The 17,384-nt window shown below is 68.7% G+C and carries 16 protein-coding genes; 9 read left to right on the top strand and 7 right to left on the bottom strand.

Annotated features, from left to right (window positions below):
- Positions 1-62 precede the first annotated feature (62 nt).
- The 3 genes from OHS03_RS16380 to OHS03_RS16370 all read left to right on the top strand — a co-directional run bounded on the left by OHS03_RS16380 (position 63) and on the right by OHS03_RS16370 (position 3,054).
- Entirely contained in the window at positions 63-494 is a 432-nt protein-coding gene (locus tag OHS03_RS16380) for an NfeD family protein (RefSeq protein ID WP_056810288.1), read from the top strand.
- Between the two features lie 3 nt (positions 495-497).
- On the top strand, positions 498-1,742 hold the full coding sequence (locus tag OHS03_RS16375) for an SPFH domain-containing protein (protein ID WP_194824664.1): 1,245 nt from the start codon (positions 498-500) through the stop codon (positions 1,740-1,742).
- 142 nt (positions 1,743-1,884) lie between these two features.
- The gene (locus tag OHS03_RS16370) at positions 1,885-3,054 is read left to right on the top strand and encodes a hypothetical protein (protein ID WP_328663772.1); all 1,170 of its coding nucleotides are present in this window, start codon (positions 1,885-1,887) and stop codon (positions 3,052-3,054) included.
- A gap of 319 nt (positions 3,055-3,373) precedes the next feature.
- Here the strand turns inward: OHS03_RS16370 and OHS03_RS16365 are convergent, their stop codons facing one another.
- The 3 genes from OHS03_RS16365 to OHS03_RS16355 form a co-directional block, all read right to left on the bottom strand.
- Positions 3,374-4,582 carry a molybdopterin-binding protein gene (locus OHS03_RS16365; RefSeq protein WP_328663769.1) on the bottom strand — a complete coding sequence of 403 codons (1,209 nt, stop codon included), beginning with the start codon at positions 4,580-4,582 and terminating at the stop codon, positions 3,374-3,376.
- A gap of 267 nt (positions 4,583-4,849) precedes the next feature.
- A complete protein-coding gene (locus OHS03_RS16360; RefSeq protein WP_328663767.1) occupies positions 4,850-5,923 on the bottom strand; it encodes a tartrate dehydrogenase in 1,074 nt (357 codons plus the stop codon).
- Positions 5,924-5,932: 9 nt separating this feature from the next.
- Positions 5,933-7,450: an NAD-dependent succinate-semialdehyde dehydrogenase gene (locus OHS03_RS16355; RefSeq protein WP_328663765.1), complete on the bottom strand. Its 1,518-nt coding sequence runs from the start codon at positions 7,448-7,450 to the stop codon at positions 5,933-5,935.
- A gap of 108 nt (positions 7,451-7,558) precedes the next feature.
- Between OHS03_RS16355 and OHS03_RS16350 the strand changes: the two genes are divergently transcribed.
- The gene (locus OHS03_RS16350) at positions 7,559-8,800 is read left to right on the top strand and encodes an aspartate aminotransferase family protein (protein ID WP_328663764.1); all 1,242 of its coding nucleotides are present in this window, start codon (positions 7,559-7,561) and stop codon (positions 8,798-8,800) included.
- 80 nt (positions 8,801-8,880) lie between these two features.
- A complete protein-coding gene (locus tag OHS03_RS16345; protein ID WP_328663762.1) occupies positions 8,881-9,375 on the top strand; it encodes a DUF3830 family protein in 495 nt (164 codons plus the stop codon).
- 95 nt (positions 9,376-9,470) lie between these two features.
- On the opposite strand, the gene OHS03_RS16340 is transcribed toward OHS03_RS16345, so the two are convergent.
- Both OHS03_RS16340 and OHS03_RS16335 read right to left on the bottom strand, forming a co-directional pair.
- On the bottom strand, positions 9,471-10,871 hold the full coding sequence (locus OHS03_RS16340; protein ID WP_328663760.1) for an amidase: 1,401 nt from the start codon (positions 10,869-10,871) through the stop codon (positions 9,471-9,473).
- Positions 10,872-10,883: 12 nt separating this feature from the next.
- The gene (locus tag OHS03_RS16335) at positions 10,884-11,849 is read right to left on the bottom strand and encodes a D-2-hydroxyacid dehydrogenase (protein WP_328663759.1); all 966 of its coding nucleotides are present in this window, start codon (positions 11,847-11,849) and stop codon (positions 10,884-10,886) included.
- Positions 11,850-11,935: 86 nt separating this feature from the next.
- Between OHS03_RS16335 and OHS03_RS16330 the strand changes: the two genes are divergently transcribed.
- The 4 genes from OHS03_RS16330 (at position 11,936) to OHS03_RS16315 (ending at position 14,980) form a co-directional block, all read left to right on the top strand.
- Positions 11,936-12,676, top strand: coding sequence for a maleate cis-trans isomerase family protein (locus tag OHS03_RS16330; RefSeq protein WP_328663757.1), 741 nt, complete (start codon positions 11,936-11,938; stop codon positions 12,674-12,676).
- A gap of 10 nt (positions 12,677-12,686) precedes the next feature.
- Positions 12,687-13,418: a maleate cis-trans isomerase family protein gene (locus OHS03_RS16325; RefSeq protein WP_328663755.1), complete on the top strand. Its 732-nt coding sequence runs from the start codon at positions 12,687-12,689 to the stop codon at positions 13,416-13,418.
- Complete coding sequence (locus tag OHS03_RS16320; RefSeq protein WP_056810261.1) at positions 13,405-14,061, top strand: GntR family transcriptional regulator; 657 nt, start codon at positions 13,405-13,407, stop codon at positions 14,059-14,061. Before OHS03_RS16325 ends, OHS03_RS16320 begins: the two co-directional genes overlap by 14 nt.
- A gap of 61 nt (positions 14,062-14,122) precedes the next feature.
- Positions 14,123-14,980, top strand: a complete 858-nt coding sequence (locus OHS03_RS16315) for an isocitrate lyase/PEP mutase family protein (RefSeq protein WP_328663753.1) — start codon at positions 14,123-14,125, stop codon at positions 14,978-14,980.
- 32 nt (positions 14,981-15,012) lie between these two features.
- Here the strand turns inward: OHS03_RS16315 and OHS03_RS16310 are convergent, their stop codons facing one another.
- Both OHS03_RS16310 and OHS03_RS16305 read right to left on the bottom strand, forming a co-directional pair.
- Positions 15,013-15,639: a DUF305 domain-containing protein gene (locus tag OHS03_RS16310; protein WP_328663751.1), complete on the bottom strand. Its 627-nt coding sequence runs from the start codon at positions 15,637-15,639 to the stop codon at positions 15,013-15,015.
- Positions 15,636-17,183 carry an LVIVD repeat-containing protein gene (locus tag OHS03_RS16305; protein ID WP_062983183.1) on the bottom strand — a complete coding sequence of 516 codons (1,548 nt, stop codon included), beginning with the start codon at positions 17,181-17,183 and terminating at the stop codon, positions 15,636-15,638. Before OHS03_RS16305 ends, OHS03_RS16310 begins: the two co-directional genes overlap by 4 nt.
- Between the last annotated feature and the right edge of the window lie 201 nt (positions 17,184-17,384).

Genomic DNA, 17,384 nt, shown 5'->3' with positions numbered 1-17,384 from the left:
CACCGGTCGAAGCGATCACGCGAGGCCGCCCGCAAACCGGTCATCGGGGCTAGGCTGGCAATGTGGCCGCAATAGTCTGGCTGATCGCGGGCATCGTTCTCGCGGCGGCGGAAATGCTCACCGGGGATCTCACGCTGCTCACACTGGGCGTGGCCGCACTCGGCACGGCGGGCGTGAGCGCCGCCACCGACCTACCCGTGTGGGGCGACGCGCTGGTGTTCGCCGCGATGGCCGGTGTGCTGTTCGTCGGGGTGCGCCCGCTACTGCGCCGCAAGTTCGGTACCCCGCCACCCACTCCGACGAACGCCGATGCGCTGCCGGGCAAGTCGGCCCTGGTGCTCGAGCAGGTCGCGGAATATTCGGGGCAGGTCAAGCTCGGTGGCGAGGTCTGGACCGCGCGTCCGCTCGACCCGAGTGACGTGTACGAAGCCGGTGTGACTGTCTATGTGATGAAGATCGATGGCGCGACAGCCGTCGTCTGGAAGGGTCCCTAGAACATGGTTGCCTTGATCGTGGCCGCCGTCCTCGTCCTGTTGGTCGTGGTGGTGGTTTTCAAATCGATCGCGCTCGTCCCACAGGCCGAGGCGGCGGTGATCGAACGGCTCGGGCGGTATTCGCGCACCGTGTCCGGTCAGCTGACGTTCCTCGTCCCGTTCGCCGATCGCGTCCGCGCGAAGGTCGACCTGCGTGAGCGGGTCGTGTCGTTCCCGCCGCAGCCGGTGATCACCCAGGACAACCTCACCCTGCAGATCGACTCGGTGGTGTATTTCCAGGTCACCAGCCCGCAGGCCGCTGTCTACGAGATCAGCAACTACATCGCCGCGGTCGAGCAGCTCACCGTCACCACCCTGCGCAACGTGGTCGGTGGCATGACCCTCGAAGAGACGCTGACCTCGCGCGATCAGATCAACAACCAGCTGCGCGGCGTGCTCGACGAGGCCACCGGCCGCTGGGGCCTTCGGGTGGCCCGGGTGGAGCTCAAGTCCATCGATCCGCCGCCGTCGATCCAGGAATCGATGGAGAAGCAGATGAAGGCCGATCGCGAGAAGCGCGCGACGATCCTCACCGCCGAAGGCAATCGTGAAGCGCAGATCAAGACCGCCGAGGGCGCCAAGCAGGCGGCGATCCTGACCGCCGAGGGCGGTAAGCAGTCCTCGATCCTGTCGGCCGAGGGCGAACGCCAGAGCCGCATCCTGCGCGCGCAGGGTGAACGCGCCGCCTCCTACCTGCAGGCGCAGGGTCAGGCGAAGGCGATCGAGAAGGTCTTCGCCGCGATCAAGAACGGCAAGCCGACGCCGGAACTGCTTGCCTACCAATACATGCAGACCCTGCCGATGGTGGCCAAGGGCGACGCGAACAAGGTCTGGCTGGTCCCCAGCGATTTCGGCAAGGCCCTGGAGGGTTTCGCCCAGAACTTCGCCACCAAGGGCGAGGACGGTGTCTTCCGCTACGAGCCGTCCACCGACGAAGCCCCGGTGAAGATCGAGGACGACTCCGACGTAGCCGACTGGTTCGAAACCGCCTCCGACCCGAAGATCGCCGAGGCCGTCCGCGCCGCGGAAGCCACCGCGCGCACCCCCGTCGAAGGTTTCGATACACCGGTGCCGCGCCCGAAGACCTCGGTGGCCAAGTCCGCCGACCCGGAGCTGCCGACCCCACCCCCGATCGCCCCGCAGGAACAGCCGGCGCCTCGCCCCGACGACCCGTACGGTCGCCCCTGGCAGCCGCCCCATCACGGCTGATCCTGTCGATCCGAACCAGTGAACGGCCCCGACGCGAAGGCTGCGTCGGGGCCGTTTCTGTCGCCCTCCGAATCCCGAAAATATCGGTCCGCCAAGGCCTTCGGCCCGGTGGCGTCGCGTGCCCTGCAGGTATCTTCGGTTGATGAGGAGCTCGACAGCGCGGCGATTGCGTGGGTTTCGCCGTCCGTTCGCGATAGTGATCGCGATCGTGGTGGCGGTTACGGTCGCGGGCTCGCTGCCACGGTGGTGGTGTGGCCGCGATGCCGACGAGTGGTATCGAGGTGATCCGGGACGGGCACGCGGTCTCGCCGAGGAAGTGGTGGCTTTCGAAGCCGACGACGATCAGTGGCGTTCCACCGGCGGGCGGGATCGGCTGGTCGGGATGTGGGGGCTGCTCGCGCACCAGATGACCGCGCTGGGATTGGCGCAGGTCGTGCTGGAGCATCCTGAGTGGCGCGAACGGTACGCGCCGGTAGTCACCCGCGCGGCGACCAAGAGTCTGTTGCCTCAGTTGCGCGCCGAATTCACCTCCGCCTGGCACGACAGGGACGGACTGGCGGATCTCGACAGTCCGGACGGACACGCTTACCTCTCCTACCCCGCGCTCGCGCTCGGCATGGCGCGCTTGGTCGATCCCGCGTTTCCCGCCGACCTCGCGGTCCAGCACGATGCGCTGATCGCCGCCTTCGCGCGGCGGCTGCTCGCCTCGCAGACCGGGCTGCTCGAGACCTTTCCCGGCCGGGCCTACCCGACCGATGTGGCGGCGGTCGCGGCGGCGATAGCGGTCCACGGGCGGGTCACCGGCGCCGACCACACGGCGGTGATCGCGCACTGGGCACAGCGGGTACGTGCGGTGCAGATCGATCCTGGCACCGGGCTGGTGATCCAACGGATGGGTGTCGACGGGCGGGCCCACGACGCTCCGCGCGCATCGGGAACCGGATTGGCTGCCTACTTCGCCGGTTTCGCCGACCGGTCGCTCGCCGAGGAGTTGGCGGCGGCGCTGTTCCGGCAGGAGCGCCGTGTACTCGGCTTCGGTGCGATCGAGGAGTACGGCGACGGCTACGACGGCGTCGGCGACATGGACAGTGGACCCCTGATCCTCGGAATATCGGTGTCGGCCACCGGTTTCGCACTCGCCCCGGCCCGCGCCTTCGGTCATCGCGGCAGCTTCACACGCCTGTTCCGCACCACGGAGCTCTTCGGTCTGTCGCTCCGCAGCGGGACCCGCTTGCGTTTCGCCACCGGCGGGGTGGTCGGCAATGCCCTACTGCTCGCCTTCCTCACCTCCGGCCCGGAACTGGCCCGATGAGCACAGCCCGGCTGTTCGCTGTCTGGCGACTTGTCCGTGTGCCGACAATCTTTATCGCGGTCTACTTCTCCCTGCGATGGGTCTTGGCGGTCATATCTGCCCGACAGGGGTTCGGTTCGCCCGACGGCGTCGGTCTCGGCTTCTCGATTGTCGCGACGTTGACGGTGTCACTGCGCATCGTGCTGCTGATTATGGTGCCGACTGTGCTGGCGTACCACCTCGTGCTGTGGGTGACTGACCGCATGCCGCGCCGAGATGGTTCGCGTGCCCCGGCGGCTCATCGGACGACCAGGACTCCGTGAAAAGTGACGGTTGTAGTTCAGCGGGGGAGTGGGAGGAGTTCGACTAGGGTGCCTCGGCCGGTGCCGGGTGGGAGGATGGCCAGGGCTTGGCAGGCTATGAGTCCGGCCAGGTGGGGGGTGTGCGCGGGGCCGGTGCTGCGCCAGACACCGCCGGGGTGTTGTTGGACGCCGACTATGCGGGTGGCTTCGCCTTCCATGACGCCCGCGTCGGAGAGGCGGCCCCACATGGTGGGCCCGGGGGAGCGCAGGGTGAGGGCGTCGACGATGGCCGGACCGACGGCCAAGAGGGCGGCGACGGCGGCGAAGGGGTTGCCGGGTAGGCCGAGGAGGACTCGGCCGTCGGGGAGTTGGGCGACGAGCGTGGAGCCGCCGGGGCGGATCGCGATGCGTTCGACGATGATGCGGGCGCCGAGGTCGGCGAGCAGGGTGCGCAGGTGGTCGGCGGCGCCGCGGCCGGTGGCGCCGACCATCACGACCAGGTCGGCGTGGGATTTCAGGGTGAGCCAGGAGCGCATCAGGTCACGGCTGTCGGCGAGGTGCCACAGTCCGGTGCTCTCGATATCGCAGCAGCGCAGGAACTCCGGCAGCACGGGGCCGAGCGAGTCGCGGGTTTCGCCGGGGCCGAGCGGGCCGACGGCACGGATCTCGTCGCCGGTCATCACCACGTCGGCCCGCAAAGGTCCACGTACGGTGACGGTTTCGGCCTCGGCGCTGAGCGCTGCCGAAGCCAGCGCCGCCGAGACGCGGGCGCCGGCGCGAGCCAATTCGGTTCCGCTGCCCCAGTGTTCGCCCTGGCGGCGGGTGTCGTCGCGCACCGGCGCACCGGGCGCTCGCATCACTACCGGCTTACCGGACACCGTCGTGGTCACGATGTGTTCGTCGCGCAGGGTCGCCGTGGTGCCGAGCGGGGTGGCGGCGCCGGTCGCGATCCGCACCGCCTCGCCGGGCGCCAGCACCACCGAGCAGCCACGTCCGGCGTAGCTGACCTGCTGGTGCAGCCGCCACCACGGTCCCGGGCCCGCGACCGCGTAGCCGTCCATGGCGGCGCTGTCCACGCGTGGCAGGGGAGTGCCCGCGGCCAAGGCCATGGCCAGGGTCGCCCCGACCGCCTCGGCCACGGGGCGCTCGCGCACCGCGATCGGTTCGAGGTCCGCGGCTATCTGCGCGCGCACCCGACCCAGCCCACACTGCACTGCCGGAACTACGCCCACCCGTGCGCTCGTCACCACGTCTCGCCTTCCGAGGACCCAACACCGACACTGCGACCTCATGGTGCGCACCAGCGATTGCCTGCGATTTTCTGGGCAGTTGCCTCGCGATGACGTTGTGCTCACGTGAGCGGAGGCCGCTCGGTGCGTAGTTCGGCGTCACGTACCCGTCCGCCGGTCTCGAGTCGCCTGCGGGAGGGGTCCTGGGCGCTCAGACGGCGGGGTGCCGAAGCGACCCGCGCGTTCGGGTGTCGGACAGCTGCGTCGCCGCCGGTCGTGTCCGGGTCACGCCTCGGTGAGGGCGTTCGCGAGTTCGGCGGCACGGTCGGCGATGGCAGTGCCCAGTTCGGCGGTGGTCGCGGTGCCGCCCAGGTCCGGTGTGCGGACCGTGCCCGCGGCGAGCACATCGCAGACCGCCCGGTCGACGGCGGCGGCCGCGGCGTGCTCGCCGAGGTGTGACAGCAGCATGGCGCCCGCGAGGATCTGGGCCACCGGGTCGGCGATGCCGAGGCCCGCGATGTCGGGCGCGCTGCCGTGCACGGCCTCGAACATCGACGGTGCGTCCGCCGCGGGGTTGATATTGCCCGAGGGGGCGAGCCCGAGTCCGCCGGTGACGGCCGCTGCGAGGTCGGAGAGGATGTCGCCGAACAGGTTCGAGCCGACGATCACGTCGAGGCGGTCGGGGTGGAGCACGATTTCGGCGGCGAGTGCGTCGACGTGCATCTGTCGCGTACGCACCGTCGGATACTCGGCCGCGATGCGCTCGAAAACGCTGTCCCAGTAGGGCATCGAGTGGATCAGGCCGTTCGACTTCGTCGCCGAGCAGAGCTTTCCCGAGCGTTCGGCAGCACGGTCGAAGGCGTAGCGGATGATCCGTTCGCAGCCGGTCCGGGTGAACACCGATTCCTGCAGGACGAATTCGTCCGGCCTGCCCGGGTTGTGGATGCCGCCGATCTCGGAGTACTCGCCCTCGGAGTTCTCCCGCACGATGAGAATGTCGAGGTCCTCGGCAGTACGGTCGCGCAGGGCCGATTCCGTGCCGGGCAGCAGCCGCACCGGCCGCAGGTTGACGTACTGAGCGAAGGCGCGCCGCAGCGGAATCAGCAAGCCCCACAGCGAGATATGGTCGGGCACCCCGGGGAATCCGACGGCGCCCAACAGGATCGCATCGAACTGCGCGAGCTGCTCGGGCCCATCGGGCGGCATCATCGCCCCGGTCCGCAGATAGTTCTCACAGGACCAGTCGAACTCGGTCCAGCTGATCCCCGGCAGGACCCGGTCGAGTACCTTCACCGCCTCGATGGTCACGTCGACGCCGATTCCGTCACCCGGAATGGTCGCGATCCGGTATGTGCGCACGCTGTCTCCCTAAACCTTGACGCCGATGTATTTGGTCTCGAGGAATTCGTCGATCCCGGTGGACCCGCCCTCGCGCCCGAGCCCCGATTCCTTCACCCCGCCGAACGGTGCGGCCGGATTGGAGACCACGCCCTGATTCAGGCCGACCATCCCCGTCTCGAGAGCTTCGCAGACGCGCAGTCCGCGCCGCAGGTTCTCGGTGAACACGTACGCGACCAGCCCGTAGGGGGTGTCGTTGGCACGGGTGATCGCTTCGTCCTCGGTGTCGAAGACGCCGATCGCGGCGACCGGACCGAAGATCTCGGTGTGGCACAACTCCGCGTCGTCGGGGACGTCGGTGAGCACGGTCGCCGGGTAGAACGTGCCCGGTCCGTCGATCGCCGTGCCACCCAGCAGCACCTTCGCGCCGCGGCGGCGTGCGTCGGCCACGAGATGCTCGACCTTGGCGACGGCGTCGGCGTCGATGAGCGGCCCCACGACAACGCCCGGCTCGGTGCCGCGGCCCATCGGCAACGCCGCCATCCGTGCGGCCAGTCGTTCGGCGAACTCGTCAGCGATGCCGCGCTGCACCAGAATGCGGTTCGCGGCCGTACAGGCCTGGCCGATATTGCGCATCTTGGCCGCCAGCGCGCCTTCGACCGCTTCGTCGAGATCGGCATCGTCGAACACCAGCAGCGGTGCGTTGCCGCCGAGTTCCATGGAGGTGCGCATGACGGTGCGGGCGCACTGTTCCAGCAGGAGTTTCCCGATGGTGGTCGAGCCGGTGAAGGAGAGTTTGCGGGAGCGGGGATCGGCGATGATCGGTGTCATCACCGCGCCGGGGTCGGCGGTGGTCACCACATTGACCACACCGGCGGGCACACCCGCGTCGGACAGAATCGCCGCGAGCGCCAGCATCGACAGAGGCGTCTGTTCGGCGGGTTTCACGACGCAGGTGCATCCGGCGGCCAAGGCGGGCGCGATCTTTCGGGCACCCATGGCCATCGGGAAGTTCCACGGCGTGATGAGCAGGCTCGGCCCCACCGGCTGTTTCGTCACCAGGAACCGTGAGCCCCCGGTCGGCGCGGGCATGTACCCGCCGTCGAGGCGGACGGCTTCCTCGGCGAACCAGCGGAAGAACTCCGCGGCGTAGGCGACTTCGCCGCGCGCCTCTGTCACCGGCTTGCCCATCTCGAGAGTCATGATCAGGGCGAGGCGTTCGGCGTCGGCGAGAAGTGCGCGGTGCGCGCGCATCAGGATGTCGCTGCGGGTGCGTGCCGGGGTGTTCGCCCAGTCCGCCTGCGCCTCGGCCGCGGCGGTGAGCGCGTCGAGTCCGTCGGCCGGGGTCGCGTCGGCCACCGCGCACAGCCGCACGCCGGTCGAGGGATCGAGGACGGGCAGCGTGGCGGGGGAGTCGCGCCATCCGCCGCCGATGAACAGCCCTTTCGGGACGCTGTCGATCGCGGCGCGTTCGGCGGCGCTCAGGTTGTCGAGCAGCTGTGCGCTGCCCCCGGACTCGTGTGTAAGGAGCCCTCGTTCCTCGCTCATTCGCCTGCCCTGCCTCCCGACGCGGTGGATCAACCATTGCTGTGACCCCTGCCGCCATGTTATGCATATTGTCAACAATCCGACAATAGACAATCTGGGGAGTCCTTGATGACCGAGCTGTCTCCCGTCCTGAAGCAGGCCACGCCCGTTCACGTCGATCACGGCGCAGGCTGCTACCTCTACGACACCGACGGTCGCCGCTACCTGGATTTCACCGCCGGGATCGGCGTCACCAGCACCGGGCACTGCCATCCCACCGTGGTGGCGGCCGCGCAAGCCCAGGTCGCCAAGCTGATCCACGGGCAGTACACGACGGTGCTGCACCGTCCGCTGCTGGAACTCACCGAGCGCCTCGGCGCCGTGCTGCCCGAGGGCCTGGACGCGCTGTTCTTCGCCAACTCCGGCAGCGAGGCGGTCGAGGCGGCGCTGCGCCTGGTCCGCCAGGCCACCGGACGCCCGAACGTGATCGTCTTCCACGGCGGATTTCACGGCCGTACTGTCGCCGCCGCGACCATGACGACCTCGGGGACCCGGTTCTCGGCGGGCTTCAGCCCGCTGATGTCGGGTGTGCACGTGGCCCCGTTCCCGACCGCTTTCCGCTACGGCTGGAGCGAGGAGGAAGCCACCGACTTCGCCCTGCGTGAGCTCGACTATCTGCTCGCCACCCTCACCTCGCCCGTGGAAACCGCCGCGTTCATCGTCGAACCGGTGCTCGGCGAGGGCGGCTACATCCCCGGCAACACCCGGTTCTTCCAGGGCCTGCGCGAGCGCGCCGACCGGCACGGGATCCTGCTGGTCTTCGACGAGATCCAAACCGGGTTCGGCCGGACCGGAAAGTTCTTCGGCCACCAGCACTTCGACGTGCGCCCCGACGTGATCACCATCGCCAAGGGTCTGGCCAGCGGCTTCCCGCTGTCGGGCATCGCGGCGTCGCGGGAATTGATGGCGAAGGCCTGGCCGGGGTCCCAGGGCGGGACATACGGCGGAAACGCGGTGGCCTGTGCCGCCGCCGTGGCGACTCTCGAGGTCATCCAGACCGAGGGGCTGGTCGACAACGCCGCTATGCGCGGCACGCAGTTGCTCGCCGGTGTCCGGGGGCTCGCCACCAAGGCGATCGGTGATGTCCGCGGTCTCGGCCTGCTCGTCGGCGCCGAATTCACCACGGCGACAGGTGAACCCGATACCGCGACCGCGACTGCCGCGCAGAAGTCGGCCGTGGGCAAGGGCCTGCTGCTGCTCACCTGTGGCGCGCACATGAATGTCGTGCGCATGATCCCGCCGCTGATCGTCACCGACAGTCAAGTCGAGGACGCCCTGGCCATCTGGTCGGAGGTCCTCGCCGAGCTGTAGTCCGCCGTGGTCCCGCTCGGGTTTCGAGCGGGACCACGCACCGACGCAGCTCCGCTCGCACCGCACAGGAAGCAGGACCGATGGCCCGCTACATGAGCATCACCCTCACCAAAGCCGGCGTCACCTGCCGTGCTCGCCTCCTCGACGACGAAGCCCCGCTCACGTGCGCCGCCGTCTGGGATGCGCTGCCCCAGGAGGGCGACGCCTTCCACGCCAAGTACGCCCGCAACGAGGTCTACACGCTGGTGCCGCGCATCACCGCGGCGCCACATCGCGAGAACCCCACTGTCACTCCGATTCCCGGCGACGTCTGCCTCTTCGACTTCGAACCGTGGGAAATCGGCAACCCCGCCTACGGCTACGAACCCGGCTCCGCCGCCCACCATGCCCAGGGCGCCACCGACCTTGCCCTGTTCTACGGCCGCAACAACCTGCTGATCAACGGCGACCTCGGGTGGGTGCCCGGTAGCGTCTTCGCCTCCATCGAGGACGGCCTCGCGGACTTGGCGGCAGCCTGCAACGGGCTGTGGTTGCGCGGCGTCGAGGGCGAGACGTTGGCTTTCGCCCGCGCATGAACAGACACCGGGGTCGTGTTCGGCACGACCATCCGGCATAGTCGCCGCGACGCCGTCGGCACGATCCGGCGGCGTCGCGGCGGCGACTACCTGATTCAGGAGTTCAGCACGAACTCGGCGTGCCTGGCGACCGCGAGGATCAAATCGTCGGAGTGCCGTGGTCCGACGATCTGCATGCCCACCGGCATCCCGGCGCGAGTCGTGCCGACCGGAATGCTGATGGCGGGCTGCTGCGTCATGTTGAACGGGTAGGTGAACGGGGTCCAGTCGGGCCAGCCGTCGAGCCCGCTGCCCGGCGGAACGTCGTGTCCGGCTTCGAACGCGGTGATCGGCATGGTCGGGGTGATCAGCACGTCGTAGGACATGTGGAAGGTGCCCATCGTGATGCCGACCTCGGCGGCGACGTGGCGGGCGTCGAGATAATCGACGGCGCTGACGGATTCACCACGCGCCCACGCCGCACCCAAACCGGCATCCACCTTCTCGCGGGAGCCGGCCGGGAACTTCGACAGCATGGTCGCCGCCCCCGCGGCCCACAGCGTTTCGAAAGCCGCACGCGGGTCGGCGAATCCGGGATCGACCGCGTCGATGGTCAGATCGGCCTCGGCCAGCCGCGCGACCGCGGCTTCGACGATCTCGGCGACCTCGGGATCGACCTGGGCGTACCCGAGCGTGGCGGAATAGCCGACCGACAGCCCACGCACATCCCGCTGCATCTGACTGCGGAAGGTCGTGAGGGTCGGCGCCAGCGCCGTCGGGTCCCGCGGATCGGGCAGCGAGAGGATGTCCATCAGCAACGCCGCGTCCTCGACGGTGTGCGTCATCGGCCCGGCGTGCGCGAGGGGGCCGAACGGACTGGCCGGGTAGAGCGGAATCCGCCCGTGCGTCGGTTTGAAACCGACGATCCCGCAGAACGACGCCGGAATCCGGATGCTGCCTCCCCCGTCGGTACCGACCGACACCGGCGTCATCCCGCCCGCGACCGCTGCCGCACTGCCCCCCGACGACCCGCCCGCCGTCGTCGTGGGATCGGCGGGATTGCGGGTGATTCCGGTCAGCGGACTGTCGGTGACACCCTTCCAGGCGATCTCCGGCGTGGTCGTCTTCCCGACGAACACCATCCCGTCCTCGCGCAGCCGCGCGGCGACCGGACTGTCCACCGACCACGGCCCGCTCGCGTCGATACAGGTGGAACCGCGCAGGGTCGGCCACCCCTCGGTCAGAAAGATGTCCTTGATGGATATCGGCACGCCGTCGAGTAACCCGCGCGGATTGCCGGACTGCCAGCGTGCCTCGGAGTCCTTGGCCTGCACCAACGCCCGATCCGGATCGACCAGGCAGAAGGCGTTGAGCGCGCCGTCGCGGGCGGCGATGGCGTCCAAGCAGGCTTGCGTGGCCTCGACGGGGGAGAGCTGCCTGGCCGCGTAGGCCGAGACCAGCTGCACCGCGGTCATCGCGGTGGGATCGGTGGGAAGACCGGGGTCGGGCTGCGTCATGGCGGGGCTCCTTCAGCCGGGCACGTACCCGAGCGTCTTGTCGACAACGTTGTCCAGCGGCAGACCGGCTGCCCACCTGCCGAAATTGTCGGTGAATGCGCGGACGATCTCGGTGCGCCAGCCGTGGAAATCGCCCGAATTGTGTGGCGTGAGCACCACGTTCGGCAGATCCCACAGCGGATGACCGGCAGGTAGCGGCTCCGGGTCCACCACGTCCAGTGCGGCCGCGGCGATCGAACCGTTGCCGAGCGCGGCGACGAGATCGTCGGTAACCACTAGTTCCCCGCGCCCGACATTGACAAACCTCGCATGCGGTTTCATCGCCGCGAACGCGGCGGCGTCGAACATGTGTCTGGTCTCGGCGGTGAGTGGCGCGATCGCGATCACGTAATCGGCTCCGGGCAGTTCGGCATGCAGATCGTCGCTGACAGTGCCGAAATCCGGGTCGCCGGTGCGGGCGCGACGTCCTACCGCGCGCACCGTCATCCCGGTGGCGCGCAGCAATCGCGCGATGGTCCGGCCGATCGAGCCGGTGCCGACGATCAGCGCCGTCGCCCCGGCCACGCGTTCGGATTCGCGGTGGCGCCACTCGTGCCGCTGCTGCAGACGGATCGATCCGGGGAGATCCTTGGCGAACGAGATGATCTGTCCGAGAACGTATTCGGCGATCGCGGTGTCGAAGACATTGCGGGTATTGGTGACCACCACATCGGAGGCGCGCAGTTGCGGGAACATCACCGGGTCCACGCCGACCCCGCCCATGTGCAGCCAGCGCAGGCGATCGGCGCTGTGCCACGCACCGGGTACGGCGCGAGTCTGGAAGTCGTAGACGAACAGCACATCGGCGCCGCGCAGCGCATCGGCGAGCCCGTCGGCCTCGGTGTAGCGCACGTCGGCGCGCTCGGCAACGGGGGCCATGAGGTCCGATTCGGGCACGCTGTCACGATGTAGGACGGTGACAATCGGCCCGTTTTCCACATTGACACCGTACGATCAGATCGTATGATTGTCAACAATCCGATCGTGTTCGGAGGTCTGCCCGGCTGAGCGCGAGAGGGGCCGCAGTGGAGTTCAGCTTCCCGGACATCGAGGGGCCGGTTGCCCAACGAGGCATCGGCGTGATCGCGCCGTTCGACCTTGCCCTCGAACGGGAATTATGGCGGTGGGCTCCCCTGGAGGTGAGTCTGCACCTGGCCCGCACCCCCTATGAACCGGTACCGGTGTCGCTGGCCATGGCCGAACTGGTGTCCAATCCGCTGCACCTCACCGCGGCGACGCACGACGTGCTGCACGTGGAGCCGGAAGTCGTGGCCTACCTGTGTACGTCGGGCAGCTTCATCAACGGCCTGGCCTACGAACGGTCCCTGCGGGAAGCGATCTGCCTGGCGGGCGCACCCGACGCGGTGACCACCTCCGGCGCCCTGGTGGAAGCGATCAAGCACCTCAACATCACCCGCATGTCGGTGATCACGCCCTACGACGAGATCCTCACCGGCAAACTGCACGAGTTCCTCGACGAAGCGGGTTGCGCGACGATCAAGTCCGATCACCTCGGGCTCGGCGGCGGTATCTGGAAGGTCAACTACCGCACCATCGCCGAGCGGATTCTCGGCGCCGACGACCCCCGCTCCGAAGCGATCTTCGTCAGCTGCACCAACCTGCCGACCTACGACGTGATCGAGCCACTCGAACAGGCACTCGGCAAACCCGTCCTCACCGCCAATCAACTGACCATGTGGGCCTGCCTCGGCCGGATGAAACTGCCCATGATGGGGCCAGGAAAATGGCTCGTCAATGTCTTCTGAACGGAGCGAGATGCGCACGCCGACAATCGGATTCATCTACCCCGACCACGCCGCCGAAGACGACTACCCCCGCGCGGCGGCTCTGCTCGACGCCGCCTTGCCGGTGGCCCACATCTACGGCACCGACCTGCACGCCGTCCCCGAACTGCTCGACCTGGGCAGCCCGGAGAAGCTGAGCCACGGTGCCGCGTTGCTCGCCCCCGAGGCGCCGGCCGTCGTCGTCTGGGCCTGCACCTCGGGCAGTTTCGTCTACGGGCCCGAAGGTGCTCGCGGTCAGGTCGAGCGCCTTGCCGAGGCGGCCGGAGTGCCCGCCTCCAGTACGAGTTTCGCGTTCGTCGAAGCGGCGCGGGCGCTCGGTGTGCGGCGAGTGGCCGTCGTCGCGAGTTACCCCGAGGACGTGGCGAAGTTGTTCGTCGAGTTCCTCGCCGACGCGGGGATCGAGGTGGTGTCGATGTCGAGTGCGGGCATCGACACCGCCGCGGAGGTCGGCACCCTCACACCGGACCAGGTCTTGACCCTGGCCGTCACCAACGACCATCCCGACGCCCAGGCACTGCTCATCCCGGATACGGCCATGCATACTCTCGAGGTGCTTCCGACACTCGAAGCCGCGCTCGGCAAGCCGGTGCTGACGGCGAACCAGGTCACCATCTGGGAAGGGTTGCGACTGGCCGGGGCCACCCCGTTCGTCCCCGCGCTCGGCGCGTTATTCGCGCAGGGGGGTCGGCATGTCGATCATTGATTTCGAGCCGGTCAACCAGCAGTCCACCGCGGAGATGATCGCCGACCGGCTGCGCGAGGCGATCATGCGCGGTGCGCTCGGCCCCGGCGCCCAACTCGGTGAGGCCGATCTGGCGACCAGTTTCGGCGTCTCCCGCGGACCCGTGCGCGAGGCCATGCAGCGCCTCGTCCAGGAGGGCCTGCTGTTCAGCATCCGCAACCGCGGCATCTTCGTCATCGAACTCACCACCGACGACGTCGTCGACATCTACCGCGCCCGCACCGCGCTGGAAGGCGGCGCGCTCGACCTCATCCTCGACGGTCGCCGCGAGATCGCCTATGCCGCACTGCAATCCAGCGTCGCCGCCATGCGACTCGCCGCCGAAGTGGGTGACGCACCCGGTGTCTCCGACGCCGACCAGGCCTTCCACGAAGCCCTCGTCACCGCCGCGAACAGCCCACGCCTCGTCCGGGCCGCCCGCACCCTGCTCATCGAAACCCGCATGTGCCTCGGCGCCCTCCAGACCACCTACCCCGACCTGCGCGAACAAGCCCGCGAACACGTCGAACTCCACGAGGCGATCGGCACCGGTTCACCCGAGCGTGCGCGCGCCCTTCTCGTGGAACACATGGACGACGCGGTCCGCCGCCTGGGCGACCGCTAGGGGTGTGTCTCGGGGCAGAATGGACCCGGTACGGACACCCCGACTCGCACCAGGAGCTCTCGTGGACAGCGAACAGCGGACGCGCGCGCAGTCTTTTGTCGATCTACACCGCGCGGGTTGCTTCCTGTTGCCGAATGCCTGGGACGCGGGCAGCGCGCGGATGCTCGAGTCGGTGGGATTTCCGGCGATCGCCACCACCAGCGCGGGGGTCGCGTTCTCCTTCGGTCGTCCTGATCACGACTTCTTCACCGAGCACGGTGCGCACGGGCGCGTGGATCGCTCGACGATGATGCGGCGGATCCACGAGATCACCGGTGCCGTGCGGGTGCCGGTCAGCGCCGACCTCGAGGAGGGGTACGGGCCGGACGCGCAGGAAGTGGCGACCACGATCTCCCTCGCGATCGACGCCGGTGCGGCGGGCGGCAATATCGAGGACTTCACCGGCGACCGCACCACCCCGCTGTTCGACGAGGTGCACGCGGTGGACCGGGTCCGCGCGGCGCGCGCGGCGGTGGCTGCCAGCGGCGAGCCGTTCGTACTCGTCGGTCGCACCGACGCGCTGCTCGTGGACGCGGGTCTCGACGAGGCGATTCGCCGCGCCAACTCCTACCTCGCCGCGGGTGCCGACTGCGCCTTCGTCCCCGGGGCCGCCGACGCCGCCACTATCGCCACCCTGGTCGAAGCGCTCGACGGCCCACTCAATGTCGTGATGGGACTGACCGGTGGTGCGCTGTCGATGGCCGAGCTCGCCGACCTCGGCGTACGCCGGGTCACGGTTGGCGGCAGCATCGCCCGCCTGCTCTACCGCCACCTCCTCGACGCGGCGACCGAGCTCGCCGAACACGGCACTTTCACCTACGGCGACACCCAACTCAGCCAATCGGCTCTCAACACCCATTTCGCCGACCGCGCCGGGTGAACGCGCCGTTCGTTCGCGCTCGGTGATCTCGATCAGGAGGTGGGTCGGGCGCCTCGGAGGTCGAGGAGCATGCCGAGGTAGCCCAGTTCCTGGCTCTGGGACTGGGCCATCGCGCGGGCGGCCTGTTTCACGGGGCCCGAGGCGAGCAGGGTGTCGGCGGCGCGGGCCATCGTGATGCCGCCCGCGTGGTGGCGGTACATCAGTTGCAGGAAGAGGGTTTCGGCGTCGGCCGCGCGCGCCGCAGCGAGGGTGTCGAGGTCGGCGGTGGTGGCCATGCCGGGCATCGTGGCCGGCCCGGTGGTCGAGTGGTGGTGGGTTCGCGCCATCCAGCTCATCGGGACGTCGGCGGTGGGGGCCGCGCCGGCGAGTTGGGTCCAGCCGAGCAGGGTGCCGATTTCCACGCGCTGTGTGTCGGCGATCTGGTCGGCCAGTCTGCGCACGGTGGGATCGGCGGCCGGGTCGAGGCGCTCGGTGATGATGAGCGCCTGCTGGTGGTGGGCGGTCATGTCCTGGACGAAACCCAGCTCCGTCGTGGTGAGAACCGGTGCGGGCGTTGCTGTCTCGGTGACGAAGAGCGGTCGCAGTGCCGCGCCCAGTGCCAGCAGGAACAGCGCGGCCGCACCGGCGAACGCCAGCCTGATCACCCGACCCACGGTCACGACCCGACCGTGGACTGCTGATTCGCGGGCGGTGTGTACACCTCGTTGTCGAGCTGCAACACCATGAACCCGTTGTCGGAGCAGGTGACATAGAGCTGATCGCCCCGCCACTCCGGCGGGGAGAGACACCAGTCCGTGGACAGGTCACCGAACGCGATGTCGCCGGCCCGAGCGGTGAGCACCTGCGCCGGATCGAACAGGCCCTCGGCCATCGACCGCAGCGCCGCCGGAGCGCTCATCACCGGAATTCCGATGATCGAGGCCAGGGCGTGGGGCGAGTTCCAGATCTCGAGGTTGCGGCCGGTGCGGGCAGGCGGATTGAAGTAGGCGATCTCGCGGATCTCGCCGGGATCGCGGACATCGAACACCCGGATTCCGGAGGAGACCCAGCCGCAGGCCAGCGCGGTCGGGTTGTCGGGACGGTCGGCGGCGCAGTAGTGCGATTCGTAGGAGAACGCCGAACCACCCATGGCGGAACCGACACCCGCGTCGATATTGTCGGGCAGGTTGATCTCGAGTTTGATCTTCGCGGTGATGCGCGGCGCGCTGTCGTCGGACACGTCGATGAGTTTCACTCCGCCGGAACCGCCCTCGTCGACGGTGAACAGATGGGGCACGCCGTCATAGGTCACGGGCACGCTGTGCTGGGTGGCCCAGCCGTCGGTCCAGAACGTCCGGCCGAGATGCGGCACCTGCGGATTCGGGTCGCGCCGCTGCACCGCGCTCACATCGAGCACGGTGAATCCACTGAGCGCGGAGATGTAGAGCCGGTCGCCGTCGGGACTCACACCGAGTCCGTGTGCCTCGATTCCCGTCAGCCCCTGCCAGATCACCCGCGGATTCGCCGGATCGGTGAGATCGATCGCACTGAGGAAACCGGGCACCAGGCCCGAGGCCCAATACGTGCGACCGTCGGGGGAGAAGCCGCCCTCGTGGGTCGTGATCGGCAGCGGCATCAGCAGATTCGAGCCGGTTCCCGGATTGAGCAGACGTGGATGCGCGCAATCGGAGATGTCGTACACCGACAGGTATCCGGCCCCGATGCCCACCGGCACACCCGTCCCGACGAGCAGTTTGCGAGTGGTGTTGACCTTCAACGTCTCCCAGGTCCCGGCCAGCATCGCGGGTTCGGCGAGGGTCGCGGTCAGTCGCGGATTCGCCGGATCGGAGACATCGAGCACCTGAACGCCCGGGTGTTCGCTCAGCATGTTGCCGGGGAAGAACGTGCCCATGTAGGCGCAGTGTTCGAAACTGGTGGAGGTGATGCCCGCTCCGCGGCCGGCGTAGCCCCCGATCATCGACATATTGCAGCGGTAGCCCTGCGTGCTGCGCCCACTGTCTCGGTCACCGGCGGGCACATCGCCCTGCAATCCGGTTTCCGGCAGCGAACCGGGCCCACAGTCGGCGCGCGGCACCGCCGTTCGACCCACATCGAGGAATTCCTGCACCGTGCCGGTCAGGTCGGCGCCGAAATCCGCTGACGCACCCGACGGCAGTCCGAGCGCCACGAGTGCGGTGATCGCGGCCGCCGCCACGTACCGCATCGGCGAATGGCGCCGGTGAATCGAGTGCGGCGGACCCGTCCCGGTATCGCTCTGCCCGGACGCGGGCTCGGCGTGTGGTCGTGGGTCGGTGTGCGGACCTGGTGGCATCGTTGCCCTCCCGAATCAATGATGCGGACAACACAACTGGCTCAGACAGTTGTGCCGCATCACGAATAGTAGGCCGTACGAATGGTTGCCGAA

Origin of the sequence: Nocardia salmonicida (assembly GCF_036142455.1) — a bacterium.
In the GTDB taxonomy this organism is placed as follows: Bacteria; Actinomycetota; Actinomycetes; order Mycobacteriales; family Mycobacteriaceae; genus Nocardia; species Nocardia salmonicida.
Note: the sequence above shows the minus strand (reverse complement) of the source record. Positions and strands in the feature narration are given on the sequence as shown.